12 protein-coding genes are annotated in these 12,852 nt (G+C 63.1%); 2 read left to right on the top strand and 10 right to left on the bottom strand.

Going from position 1 to position 12,852, the window contains the following annotated elements; translation table 11 throughout:
- Positions 1 to 37: 37 nt before the first annotated feature.
- The 3 genes from ilvD to Q0603_RS17030 form a co-directional block, all read right to left on the bottom strand.
- Positions 38 to 1,795: a dihydroxy-acid dehydratase gene (ilvD, locus tag Q0603_RS17040; protein WP_298727929.1), complete on the bottom strand. Its 1,758-nt coding sequence runs from the start codon at positions 1,793 to 1,795 to the stop codon at positions 38 to 40.
- 93 nt (positions 1,796 to 1,888) lie between these two features.
- Positions 1,889 to 2,743: a YihY/virulence factor BrkB family protein gene (locus Q0603_RS17035; protein ID WP_298727927.1), complete on the bottom strand. Its 855-nt coding sequence runs from the start codon at positions 2,741 to 2,743 to the stop codon at positions 1,889 to 1,891.
- A complete protein-coding gene (locus Q0603_RS17030) occupies positions 2,740 to 4,773 on the bottom strand; it encodes an AsmA family protein (protein ID WP_298727925.1) in 2,034 nt (677 codons plus the stop codon). The genes Q0603_RS17035 and Q0603_RS17030 overlap by 4 nt, the downstream gene beginning before the upstream one ends.
- Before the next feature lie 124 nt (positions 4,774 to 4,897).
- On the opposite strand from Q0603_RS17030, the gene Q0603_RS17025 reads away from it, so the two are divergent.
- Positions 4,898 to 5,296, top strand: a complete 399-nt coding sequence (locus Q0603_RS17025) for a hypothetical protein (protein WP_298727924.1) — start codon at positions 4,898 to 4,900, stop codon at positions 5,294 to 5,296.
- A gap of 69 nt (positions 5,297 to 5,365) precedes the next feature.
- Positions 5,366 to 6,286, top strand: a complete 921-nt coding sequence (locus tag Q0603_RS17020) for an AEC family transporter (RefSeq protein WP_298727922.1) — start codon at positions 5,366 to 5,368, stop codon at positions 6,284 to 6,286.
- A gap of 15 nt (positions 6,287 to 6,301) precedes the next feature.
- On the opposite strand, the gene era is transcribed toward Q0603_RS17020, so the two are convergent.
- From era to Q0603_RS16985, 7 genes are all read right to left on the bottom strand, one after another.
- On the bottom strand, positions 6,302 to 7,228 hold the full coding sequence (gene era, locus Q0603_RS17015; RefSeq protein ID WP_298727921.1) for a GTPase Era: 927 nt from the start codon (positions 7,226 to 7,228) through the stop codon (positions 6,302 to 6,304).
- A complete protein-coding gene (gene rnc, locus Q0603_RS17010; protein ID WP_298727919.1) occupies positions 7,225 to 7,974 on the bottom strand; it encodes a ribonuclease III in 750 nt (249 codons plus the stop codon). Before rnc ends, era begins: the two co-directional genes overlap by 4 nt.
- Before the next feature lie 8 nt (positions 7,975 to 7,982).
- Positions 7,983 to 8,765: a signal peptidase I gene (gene lepB, locus Q0603_RS17005; RefSeq protein WP_298727917.1), complete on the bottom strand. Its 783-nt coding sequence runs from the start codon at positions 8,763 to 8,765 to the stop codon at positions 7,983 to 7,985.
- 69 nt (positions 8,766 to 8,834) lie between these two features.
- Positions 8,835 to 9,269, bottom strand: coding sequence for a holo-ACP synthase (gene acpS / locus Q0603_RS17000; protein ID WP_298727914.1), 435 nt, complete (start codon positions 9,267 to 9,269; stop codon positions 8,835 to 8,837).
- Between the two features lie 2 nt (positions 9,270 to 9,271).
- Positions 9,272 to 10,024, bottom strand: coding sequence for a pyridoxine 5'-phosphate synthase (locus Q0603_RS16995; RefSeq protein WP_298727911.1), 753 nt, complete (start codon positions 10,022 to 10,024; stop codon positions 9,272 to 9,274).
- Between the two features lie 8 nt (positions 10,025 to 10,032).
- Positions 10,033 to 10,620 carry an orotate phosphoribosyltransferase gene (pyrE, locus tag Q0603_RS16990; RefSeq protein ID WP_298727908.1) on the bottom strand — a complete coding sequence of 196 codons (588 nt, stop codon included), beginning with the start codon at positions 10,618 to 10,620 and terminating at the stop codon, positions 10,033 to 10,035.
- Positions 10,621 to 10,653: 33 nt separating this feature from the next.
- Positions 10,654 to 12,810 carry a bifunctional (p)ppGpp synthetase/guanosine-3',5'-bis(diphosphate) 3'-pyrophosphohydrolase gene (locus Q0603_RS16985; protein WP_298727905.1) on the bottom strand — a complete coding sequence of 719 codons (2,157 nt, stop codon included), beginning with the start codon at positions 12,808 to 12,810 and terminating at the stop codon, positions 10,654 to 10,656.
- Positions 12,811 to 12,852: the final 42 nt, after the last annotated feature.

Here is a 12,852-nt window from a genome sequence, read left to right as displayed (position 1 = left end):
ATGCCCGGGCTCGACCCGGGCATGACCAATGGGTGGCTCAGATATCCGCGTAGCAATGCGTCTCCGCCTTGCCGCCCGGATGGGTCACGGCGCCGTCATGGGCATCGCCCACGGTCTGCGCGTATTTCCACAGCGCGCCGGACTGGTAGTCGGTCTTGCGCGGCTTCCACTTCTTGCGGCGACGCGCGAATTCGGCGGCGCTGACATCGACGTTGAGAATGCCCTTCTCCGCGTCGATGGTGATGATGTCGCCGTTCTTGATCAGGCCGATCGGGCCGCCGACCGCCGCTTCCGGGCCGACATGGCCGATGCAGAAGCCGCGCGTGCCGCCGGAGAAACGCCCGTCGGTGATCAGCGCGACCTTCTCGCCCATGCCCTGGCCGTAGATGGCCGAGGTGGTGGACAGCATCTCGCGCATGCCCGGACCGCCCTTCGGGCCCTCGTAGCGGATGACGATGACGTCGCCTTCCTTGTACTTGCGGGCCTGCACGGCGGCGAAGGCCTCTTCCTCGCTGTCGAACACCCGCGCCGGGCCGACATGGCGCAGGCGGGTCATGCCGGCGACTTTGACGATGGCGCCGCGCGGCGCGAGGTTGCCCTTCAGGCCGACAACGCCGCCGGTCGGCGTGATCGGATTGGTGATCGGACGCACGACATCCTGGTTCTTCGGGAACTTCACGCCCTTCAGGTTCTGCTCGATGGTCTTGCCGGTCACGGTCAGGCAGTCGCCGTGGATGTAGCCGCCCTTGAACAGCTCCTTCAGCACCACCTGCACGCCGCCGATCTCGTAGAGATCCTTGGCGACGTAGCGCCCGCCGGGCTTGAGGTCGGCGATGTAGGGCGTCGACTTGAAGATCTTTGCCACGTCGTCAAGGTCGAACTTGATGCCGGCCTCATGGGCGATGGCCGGCAGGTGCAGCGCGCCGTTGGTCGAGCCGCCGGTCGCGGCCACCACGCGGGCGGCATTCTCCAGCGACTTGCGGGTGACGATGTCGCGCGGACGGATGCCGAGCTTGAGCAGCTCCATGATCTGCCGGCCCGAGGCTTCGGCATACTGGTCGCGGGTCTCATACGGCGCCGGCGCGCCGGCCGAACCGGGCAGCGCCAGGCCAATGGCTTCCGAGACGCAGGCCATGGTGTTGGCGGTGAACTGGCCGCCGCAGGAGCCGGCAGACGGGCATGCGACGCATTCCAGCTCGTGCAGGTCGCGGTCGTTCATCTTGCCAGCGGCATGCTGGCCGACCCCCTCGAAGACGTCGACCACGGTGACATCCTTGCCGCGGAAGCGGCCCGGCAGGATCGAGCCGCCATACATGAAGATCGAGGGAATGTTGAGCCGCACCATGGCCATCATCAGGCCCGGCAGCGACTTGTCGCAGCCCGCAAGGCCGACGAGGGCGTCATAGCAATGGCCGCGCACGGTGAGCTCGGTGGAGTCGGCGATCACCTCGCGGCTGATCAGCGACGACTTCATGCCCTGGTGGCCCATGGCGATGCCGTCGGTCACGGTGATGGTGGTGAATTCGCGCGGCGTGCCGCCGGCCGCCTTCACGCCCTTCTTCACCCACTGGGCCTGGCGGCCGAGCGTGATGTTGCAGGGGGCGGCCTCGTTCCAGGTGGTGACCACGCCGACGAAGGGCTGATGGATTTCCTTCTCGGTCAGACCCATCGCGTAGTAGTAGCTGCGATGCGGTGCCCGCTCGGGACCTTCGGTCACATGGCGGCTGGGCAGCTGGGACTTGTCGATCTTCCCACCTTTTTTCACGGCCGCTTTCTTGGCTGCCTTCTTCTTCATGGCGCTGGTCACTCCCTCACAAGGCTCAAAACCGGGCCCGGAGCATACCCAGACATGACGCAGCCGACCAGTGCCAGCTTGGCCACAGCCGCCCTATTCCGGCACCAAAGGCGGCTTCCTGATCCCTTGTAGCCGCAGCAGGGCGGCATTCAGCTCGGCGCCGAAGATGAACAGCACGGCCGAGACATAGAAGAACAGCAGGGTGATGATCACGCCGCCGAGACTGCCATAGGTGGCACGGTAATCCCCAAGATTGGCCAGATAGAGCGAGAACAGGCTGGCGACTGCGATCCAGAGGAGTGTGGTCGCCAGCACCCCCGGCAGCAGCGCCCGCCATCGCAGGCAGCGGCCCGGCAGCCAGCGGTGCAGCGCCATCAGCGCCAGAATCACCACCACCACGGCGATGCTGTAGCGCAGCATGCTGTAGGCCCAGACATCCTCGGGACTGAGCGGGCTGATCCACAGGATGCCGCGCCAGATCACCGGCCCAAACACCACCAGGAGGGACAGCACCAGGAAGGCGATGCCGCCGATCACCACTGCGCCGATGCTGCGCGCCTTGCGCTGCCACCAGGGCCGCGGCTCGTCCACCCGGTAGGCATTGTTCAGCGCGATCCGCAGCGCGTCGAAGCCGTTCGACGCCACCCACAGCGCGCCCACAAGGCCCAGCGTCAGCAGCCCGCCATCGCGAGATCGCAGCACCTCGTCGATGACCGGCCGCAAGGTCTCCGCCACATCGGGCGGCAGCATGTCGAAAGCGGCATCGACCGACGCCATCCCGTCGCCATAGGTGCCAATGAACCCGGCCAGGGCGGCGAGGAAAATCAGGAACGGGAAGATCGCCAGCAGGCCGGTAAAGGCGATATGGCCGGCCAGCTCCATCGCCAGGGTATTCACCATGGCCATCCCGGCCTGCCAGACCGCTTGCAGAAAACGCCGGCCGATCATCGCCGCTGCTTCTGCTCCTGCTCATGCAGGAGCGCGGTGCAATCGCTGTCCTGCTCCAGGCCCGGCTCGATGAAGGCCAGGATGGATGCCAATGGCGTCAGCAGCACGCCGAGTGCAATCGCGCCAGCCACGCGGGCGCCAAGCGGTGCGGCCTCCACCCCAACTGCAGGCCGGCTGAACGGCCCTTTCACCGTGATCGGCGTCCGGGCACTGAACAGGCTCGGGTCTTTCGGATGGGCGGACAAGGTCAATCCCAGCTGTTCGTCCTTCAGGCTGACCCGCCCGTCCGCCGTCACGGTCGTATCCGTGGTGTCGAGCACGAATATCTGCGGAGCTATGATGCCATCGCGGATCTGGAGATCAACGACGAAGCAGCGTATGGGAACGGTCTTGTCACCGGCCGCCCAGAAACCAGCCGCTTCCTGGATATCGATACCGACGAGTTCGAGGGCCAGGTTGGACAGCGCGCCTTCGTTCATCGACAGGCGGATATCGCCATTGGCGCTGCCCAGCGACTTGCGGATCGTGTCGCCTGTCCCGCTCATGCCGATGCGGCCTTCGATCTGGCCGCGGCCGGCATCCGGCAAGCCAAGTTCGGCCAGCACGCGCTGGAGATCGAAGCGGCGCAGGCGTATGTCGTAATCCGTGCGAACCGGATCGCGCTTGGCATCGATGCGGATATCGGCATTCAGGAAACCGCCCGAGATGCCAAGACGCAGCGGGTGGATGTGCAGAACGCCATCCTGCATATCGAGCGTGAGATCCACTGCAGTCAGCGGCACGCCCGGCGCTTCCACCTTGTCGCCATGGAACCTGACCTTGGCATCGGTTTCGCGGATCTGCTGCGTCGCCAGTGGCGCATCCGGTAACACGCGCGGCGGCGGGGCTGAGGCCTGCTGCGTGCGGCCTTGCGGTGCTTCCTGCGCATCGGACGAGCGTTGCTGCCGTGCCGCTGGAGACGGCTTCGGCTCGTCCTTGATGCCGATCAGCGGGCCGATATCGCGGTAGTCCAATCGCTTCGACTTCAAGTCCGCCTCGATGCGCAAGCGTTCGCCGCCAATGTCTAGGCTGACACGCCCGCTGAGATCGCTTTGGCCCACTTTGCCGTTGAGGCTTTCGATGATCCAAATCGGACCGTCCCGCTGCAGCCGTCCTTTCAACTCGTATCGCGGCGTAGCGGGAACCGGCACGCTGGTCAGGCGCGTGAGCAATCCCATATCCGGCCCCGCCAGCAGCACGTCCAGATCGGTGCCCTCGAACTTGATGGGATCATCCAGAGTGCCTGAAATGCGCGCCCGCGTTTCGCCGGCGATCATTTCAATGGTCAATGGATACGGCTCCTCGCCCTCGCGCAGCGCCAGCAGCGACCCGCCTCTTACATTCAATGTAAACGGTTCGCCGCGGAGATTGCCCCGTCCAGTCAGACGCAGTTCCTCGCGGCCTTCCGAGCCATCGCCAACTGCGGTGGAAATTTTCGAGTTGATATCCAGCTCGGCTTTTTCATCGCGATAGATCAGCACACCTTCGTCAATTACCAGCAGACCAATCAGGGGCATTTCATCGCGCTCATCCGGTGCGGCGGCATCGGCCGCTTCTTCGGCGCCGAAGGTCCAGTTGGAAGCGCCGTCCTTCCGGCGCTCGAGCGACAGCTTGGGCTTGATCAGGTGGATTTCCGGCAGCACAGTGCGCCCGCGCAGCAATTCCGGCAGCGAGACAACGACCTCCACCTTTTCGGCGGCCAGCAATTCCGGCTCGCGCCCCCATTCGGCATTGGCGATATGGATTTCCTTGACGACGATCCGCGGCCGCAGAGTCTTCTCGCCGGAGATTGCACCGATCTGCACCTTGCGGCCCGTCTGCTCGCTCAAAATCCGCTCTGCGGGGCCATGCAGCCAGTCCCACGAGAACGCCCAGACCAGGATAGCCAAGACAAGGATCAAAAGAGCCAGAGCGATCAGGATCCAGTGCCACCACCTTCGTGGCCAGTGCCCTGTTTTGTCTGCATTGCCGTCAGCTTCAGACGCGGACATCCGCCCTGTTCCCGTAGAATTGAACCTGTCGTTATGGTTAACCCGGGAATGGGCGGGTGGGTTGCTCAGAAAAATTAACTGCCATTTAAGAAACGTTAACGGTGTCTGATGACATTTCTGGTATATGGGTGCCCATGCTGAAATCGTTGTCCCCCGCTACGTCGTCCTGACTAGGCTGGCGGATAGCTGGATTCCGCGGGCTTCCCATGCCAATCCCGAGACTGCCGAGGCCGAAGCATTCCGCTGGCGCCGCATCTACGGCCCCGCGCATACCCGCGTAGCCGAATACTGGGTACCGGAACGGCCGCATCATCGCGTGGCCACTGCTGCTCCGACCACCCTTCCCGCGCCGTTGAATCTGTCCGCGACAGACCTTCCGGTGGTTTCCGCCACAGTGCTTCCTGTGGCCGCGAAATGCGATTGCCTCCCCTGGCGTGAAACCGCCCTGCGCGCCTTCGGCCTCTATCTTGGCTTCTGCCTCGCCGACCGGGCGCTCGAACTGCTGATCCTGCTGGCCGGCTAAACAATTACGGTATCGGGACGCATCGGTTAAAGTGCGGGATCGTTTTTCGATTCCCACCGGTTTCCTCCCATGCTTTCGGTCGTTTTCGCCATCGTTCCGATCTTCCTGCTGATCGCCATCGGTACGGTGATGAAGCGAGGCAATTTCCCCGGCGATGCCTTCTGGCCGCTGGCCGACAAGACCACCTACTTCCTCTTCTTCCCCGCCCTTCTGATCGACAATCTTTCGAACGCAAAGCTTGGCGATCTGGACCCTACCGGCATGCTCGGCGCGCTGTTCATCGCGCTGCTGCTGCAGGCTGGACTGGTCTATCTGCTGCGGCCTCTGGCCAAGGTGGATGGACCAGGCTTTACCTCCGTCTTTCAGGGCGCGGTACGCTTCAACACCTTCGTCGGTCTTGGTGCAGTGGCCGCACTGGAGGGCGGCGCAGGCATCACGCTTTTTGCTGTTGCCATCTCGCTCGCGATCCCGGTGATCAATGTCATGTGCGTGCTGACTTTGGCCCGCTACGGCGCCCATGGTCAGGGCAGCAGCCTGAAGGATCAGGTCCTCTTCCTGATTAAAAACCCGCTGATTATTGCGTGTCTAATTGGCATTGCGCTCAACGTCCTGGATTTATCGCTGCCGCCCGGCATCGCGCCTGTGTTCAAAATGCTGGGCAGCATGGCTGCGCCGATGGGTCTGCTGACGGTCGGCGCCGGCCTGCAATGGGAAGCGGCGCGAGCCGGCGGACGCGCGGTCGGGCTTGCCTGTGCCTTGAAGCTGCTGATCTACCCGGTGGTGCTCTACGCCTTGAGCCGCGTCTGGGGACTTGGCTCTTTGGAAACCAAGGTGCTTGTCCTGTGGGGCACCATGCCGACGGCGAGCGCCAGCTATATCCTGGCGCGGCAGATGGGCGGCGACGCGCCTCTGGCGGCAGCGATCATCACGGTGAGCACGATCCTTGCCTTCATCACCGTGCCGATCTTCATGCTGATGATCGGGGTCTGAGCGCCTTCTGGAAAATCAAGCTTTGGGGAAATCGAGCCCCATGGCCTCGTAGCGCTCCGGATCGTCGCCCCAATCCTCGCGGACCTTGACGAACAGGAAGAGATGGACGCGGCGCTCGAACTGCTTCTCCATCTCCAGGCGGGCCGCGGCGCCGATACGCTTGATCATCGAGCCCTTCTCGCCGAGGACGATTTTCTTCTGTCCTTCACGTTCGACGAAGATCACCTGTTCGATGCGGGCCGAGCCGTCCTTCTGATCCTTCCAGTTTTCCGTCTCGACGGTGGTGGCGTAAGGCAGCTCGTCATGCAGGGCACGATAGACCTGCTCGCGGGTAATCTCCGCCGCCAGGAAACGCATCGGCACATCGGCCAGCTGATCTTCCGGGTAAAGCCACGGTCCCGCCGGCATCAGCTTCGCAAGCGCACGCCGCACGTCATCCACGCCGCTACCTTTTGACGCCGAAATCATGAAGGTCTGCTCGAAGGGATAGGCATCATTCAGTGTCTTCGCCAATCCGAGCAGCTTCTCACGCGCGATAGTGTCGATCTTGTTCAACGCCAGAAGAACGTTCTTCCGCTTGCGCTCGTTCAACGCATCGACGATGGCGCGGCTTTCGTCATCAAATCCCTTCGCGGCATCGATCAGAAGCAAGACAGCGTCGGCTTCGTCGATCCCGCTCCAGGCTGCCGCCACCATGGCGCGATCCAGACGGCGCTTCGGCTTGAAGATGCCCGGCGTGTCGACGAAGACGATCTGCGTTTCGCCTTCCATGGCGATAGCAGTAATGCGTGCCCGCGTGGTCTGTACCTTCGAGGACACGATCGAGACCTTGGCGCCGACAAGCTGGTTCAGCAGCGTCGATTTCCCGGCATTCGGCGCGCCGACAATGGCGACGTAACCGCAATGGGGCGACGTCGGAGAACTGGGTGTCTCGCTATTCATGTTTTTGAGATATCAAGCTTGCTCAACAAACGCCCGGCGGCTTCCTGCTCGGCAGCACGCTTCGAGCCGCCTTTGCCGGTTTCAGGCTCGCCATTGCCTAGGCGCACGGATACGGTGAAATGCGGCTCGTGCGGCGGGCCTTCCTGGCTGACCACCTCGTAGCGCGGCGCGGCCATGCCGCGCGCGGCCGCCCATTCCTGCAGCGCGGTCTTGGCGTCTTTCGCCGCGCCCGCAGAGAAATCGCCCAGCATCGGCTCCATGTAGCGGCGCACAAAGCGCTCGGCCACTTTCAGCCCGCCATCGAGATACAGCGCCGCTACCACAGCCTCGCAGGCATCCGCCAGGATGGCCGGCTTGCCCGCGCCGCCGGAATCGCGCTCGGACCGCGAAAGCTGAATGAAATCGCCAAGACCAAGGGACTGGGCAAAGCGGGCAAGACTGTCCTGCTTCACCAGCGCGTTGTAACGCAGCGCCAGTTCACCCGCTTCGGCCTGCGGGAAACGCTCGGCCAGCAAGGTGGCGACGATCAGCCCCAGCACCCGATCGCCGATGAATTCCAGGCGGTTGTAGTCGCGCATCGGCGGGATCGCGTCGGCGTTTTTCTGCCGGGCGGATTTCGATCGGCTGCGCCGCGGATTGGCGGACGGATGGACCAATGCCTCTTCCAGCAGCTTGGGATCGTTGAAGCGATGGCCAAGCGTCCGCTGCAGGTTCTCAAGAGCCGTTATACGAAGATCAGCAGTCACGCAGCGCCTCAGTCGATGCCGGTGAACATGCGGTTCCAACGCAACGCGCCGAACCATGTCCAAGGCTTCAACAGCGAGGCGCTGGGCTCGATGGAAATCCAGCGCACTTCAGCACGGCCAATCAGCAGCTCGGCTGGTACATATCCGACACCGGCGGGATTTGCGCTTGCCGATACGCGGCTATCCAGCGAATTGTCGCGGTTGTCGCCCATTACGAAATAATGGCCGGGCGGAACGGTGAAGACGCCGGTATTGTCTTCCCGGCTGAAGCTGTAGAGGTTGAGGGTGCGGTAGGTTACGCCGTTGGGAAGCGTCTCTTCCCATTGCTCGTTGCGCTCGATCACATTGCCGAAACGGTCGCGGCGCTCAAAATCCTCGACGCGGCGGCGCTTCACCGGCTCGCCGTTGAGATACAAAACGCCATCGCGCATCTGCAGCTTATCACCGGGCAGGCCCACCACGCGCTTGATGTAATCCACCGAGGTATCGAGCGGGAAGCGGAACACCACCACATCGCCGCGCTTGGGCTCGGAGCCGAGGATGCGGCCTTCGAAAAGCGGCGGGCTGAACAGCAGCGAATAGCGGCTGTAGCCATAGGCGTATTTCGAAACGAAGACGTAGTCGCCGACCAGCAGCGTCGGCAGCATGGACTCTGACGGGATATGGAACGGCTCGTAGGCAAAGGTGCGGATGCCGAGCGCGATCAGAATGGCATAAACCAGCGTACGCAGGCTCTCCCACAGATCCCCGCCACGCGTCTTCGCCTTCGCCACAGTCTGCTCCTGGTCCATATAAATCAATCCTTTAGGTCCGGGACCGGCCCGGACGGGCAGCATCAAGCGGGCAACCGCCGGGCAAAGTCAAGCACCCGTCCCCGCCGGTCCCTCCGACAGCGATTTAGGCCGTGCGGAGATGATGACGATGGCCTGGGCCAGCGGCGGCTCATCGGTCAGGGAGACATCGATCTGCGCCTCGTAGCCGGGTGGCAGCAGGGTCTGCAGCCGGGCCAGCGCCCCGCCGGTCAGGGCCATGGAGGGCTTGCCACTGGTCAGGTTGACCACCCCCATATCGCGCCAGAAAACCCCCTTGCGGAACCCGGTGCCCAGCGCCTTGGAACAGGCCTCCTTGGCGGCGAAGCGTTTGGCATAGGACTCGATCCGGGTCAGGCTGCGGCGCTCGGAGCGGGATTTCTCGACCGGCGTGAAGACGCGGTCCAGGAACCGGTCGCCAAAGCGCGCGATGGTCTTTTCTATGCGCCGGATGTCGATCAGATCAGAGCCGATGCCGATGATCATGTTCAGGCGCTCAATGCCTTCGCGCCGCGCGCATCATCCATCAGCGCCCGCATGCGCCGGATCGCGCCATCCAGCCCGCCGAAGATCGCCTCGCCGATCAGGAAATGGCCGATGTTGAGTTCGACGATGGTGGGAATGGCTGCAATTGGCCCGACCGTCTCAAAGCTGAGGCCGTGGCCGGCATGGCATTCCAGGCCGATCTCAGCCGCATAGGCGGCGGCCTCGCGGATACGCTCCAGTTCCCCCTGCCGGGCCGCGCCATCCACTTCGCAATAGCGGCCGGTATGCAGCTCGACCACCGGCGCGCCCAGCGCCTTGGCGGCATCGAGCTGCTGCTTCGAGGGCTCGATGAAAAGCGATACCCGAATGCCAGCAGCAGAAAGCTGGCGGATCATCGGTGCCAGATGATCATATTGGCCGGCGGCATCAAGGCCGCCTTCCGTGGTGCGCTCCTCGCGGCGCTCAGGCACGATGCAGGCAGCATGAGGCTTGTGCCGCAAGGCGATGCCAAGCATCTCGTCGGTGGCAGCCATTTCCAGGTTCAGCGGCAGATCGATTTCCGCCATCAGGCGGTCGATATCCGCATCCGAGATATGCCGGCGATCCTCGCGCAGATGCGCCGTGATGCCATCGGCACCGGCGGCAGCGGCCATCTTCGCGGCGCGGATCGGATCGGGATGCCTGCCGCCACGCGCATTCCTGATCGTGGCGACGTGGTCGATATTGACGCCCAGTCGAAGCGGCAGCGGTTTCATGGCGCCCCCTATTTCAGCCCGCGGGAACCGGGTTTCACGGCAGGCAACTTCCGCAGTTCCGGCGGCAGTTCATCCTCGCGGTAGGACGGAACCTTGAAGCCACAGAGAGTGAAGAGCGGCACGCCGAGTTGCACCTCACCATCGGAACGGTCGACGATGCAGGATGCGGCTACCACCTTGCCGCCATTGGCCTCGATGCATTCGATGCATTCGCGACTGGACTTGCCGGTGGTGACGACGTCTTCGGCCATCAGTACCCGCGCGCCCTGCGGAATTTCAAAACCGCGGCGCAGCGCAAAAACACCTTCCACGCGCTCGGTGAAGATGGACGGCACGCCAAGTTGCCGCGCCAGCTCATATCCCACCACCACGCCACCCATGGCGGGAGAGCAGACCAGATCAACCGGTTTCGGTCCCATCGCGGCGCAGATCTTGGCGGCCAGCGCCTTGCACAGCGCCTCCGCGCGCTCTGGGTGCATCAGGACGCGGGCCGACTGCATATAGACCGGGCTGTGCAAGCCGGAGGTCAGCAGGAAATGCCCCTCGAGCAATGCGCCGGACTCACGGTAATGCTGCAGAACTTCCTCACGGGTCATAGTCGGCTCGGCCTCGTTGTCAGGGATCATTATTCAACCGCGCGCACGCTCCACCGAACTGATTACGGAGGTTGCGCGCAGGGCGGCGATGATATTGGACAGGTGTTTTACATCCCGCACTTCGATATCGACGAACATCTCGAAGAATTCCGGGCTGCGGTTTGTGATCTTCAGGTTGGTGATATTGCCTTTGTGCTTGGCAATCACGGTGGTAACCGTGCTCAGCGCGCCGGTTTCATTGTTGATGACAAGGCTGATGCGGCCCACATGACCTTGCGCCTTCTCGCCGTCGGAGGGCGCATCCCAGGCGAGATCAAGCCAGCGTTCGGGCTGTTCGGCGAACTGCTCCAGCGCATCGCAGTCGATGGTATGGATGGTCACACCCTTGCCGGTGGTGACGATGCCGACGATGCGGTCGCCGGGCAGCGGATGGCAGCAGCCCGCGAAATGCATCGCCATGCCGGGAATGAGGCCACGGATGGGAATGCCGCCGGATTTTGCTTCCGACTGGCGGGGGCGCGGCTGGATCGGCAGTTTGTCGGCTGTGTCTTCCTCTTTCTGGCCGGGGAAGACGATGTGGATCACCTGCCGCGCGGTGATATTGCCCTCGCCGACGCCGACATAAACGTCGTCGGCATTGCGCAGCTTGAGCACCTTGACGACTGGCCCGAGTGCCTTCTCCGAAACCGACGCGTCATGCTCGCGGAAGGCTTTTTGCAGGATCGCCTTGCCGAGCTCAAGATACTGTCCGCGCTGCTGCTGGCGGATGAAACGGTTGATGCAGGACTTGGCGCGGCCGGATTTGACGAAATTGAGCCAGGTTGGATTTGGCGCCGGAACTTTGGAACGCAGGATTTCCACCTGGTCGCCATTGCGCAGCACGGTCCGCAGAGGCACGACGCGGCCATTGACCTTGGCGCCGACCGCCGTGTCGCCGACATCCGAATGCACCGCGTAAGCAAAGTCGACCACCGTCGCATCGCGCGGCAGCGCGATCAGGTCTCCCTTCGGCGAGAAGCAGAAGACCTGATCCTGGAACATATTGAGCTTGGTATGCTCCAGGAATTCTTCCGGATCGGAGGTCTGTTCTAAGATTTCCAGCAGCTCACGCAGCCAGCGATATTGCCGCGCCTCGGCTTCAGGCGCTTCCTTGCCGTTGTGCTTGTATTGCCAATGCGCGGCAACGCCGAGCTCGGCGACGTCATGCATCTCCTGTGTGCGGATCTGAATCTCGATCCGCTTGTTTTCGGGACCGATCACCGTCGTATGCAGGCTGCGATAGCCGTTCTGCTTCGGCGTCGAGACATAATCCTTGAAACGCCCTGGCACCGACGGCCAGGTCTGATGCACGACGCCAAGCGCGTGATAGCAGGTCGCGACATCGCGCACGACAACACGGAAGGCCATGATGTCGGAGAGCTGCTCGAACGCGATGTTCTTGCGCTGCATCTTCTCCCAGATGGAGTATGGTCGCTTCTCGCGTCCGGAAACCCAGGCGTCTATCCCCTGCTCTGCCAGCGTCCGCTTCAGTCGGTCGACAATGCGGTCGACCATGCTGCCGCCTTCGGACCGCAACTGGTCCAGTCGCGCAATGATCGAAGCGCGCGCGTCGGCATTCAACTCGGCGAAGGCCAAGTCTTCCAGTTCCTCCTTCAGTTCCTGCATGCCGATGCGATCGGCCAGCGGAACGAAGATCTCCATGGTTTCCTTGGCGATGCGGCGGCGCTTCTCCGGGTCCTTGATGAAATGCAAGGTCCGCATGTTGTGCAGCCGGTCCGCCAGCTTGACCAGCAGCACCCGGATGTCGTTCGACATCGCCAGCAGCAGCTTGCGGAAATTCTCCGCCTGCCGGGTGCGGTCGGACTGCAGTTCGATGCGGGAGAGCTTGGTGACGCCGTCGACCAGCCGCAGGACATGTTGGCCAAAGTTCCGCTCGATTTCCTCCGGAGTCGCCACCGTGTCTTCGAGCGTGTCATGCAACAGTCCGGTCGCGATGGCGGTGGCGTCCAACTTCATGCCGGCCAAAATGCCGGCGACCTCGACCGGGTGGGAAAAGTAAGGATCGCCGGAGGCGCGCTTCTGTGAGCCGTGGGCCTTCATCGAGAACACGTAGGCGCGGTTCAGCAGGTCCTCGTCCGCATTGGGATCATAGGCGAGAACCTTCTCAACCAGCTCAACCTGACGCATCACTCGAGGGCGCATGTCTCCGCCCGTTCTCCCGCTTCCGGCAAA

The sequence above is a fragment of the uncultured Ferrovibrio sp. genome, assembly GCF_937960835.1.
Classification (GTDB): domain Bacteria; phylum Pseudomonadota; class Alphaproteobacteria; order Ferrovibrionales; family Ferrovibrionaceae; genus Ferrovibrio.
The sequence above is the reverse complement of the archived record's forward strand: the minus strand, read 5'-3'. Positions and strand labels throughout refer to the sequence as shown.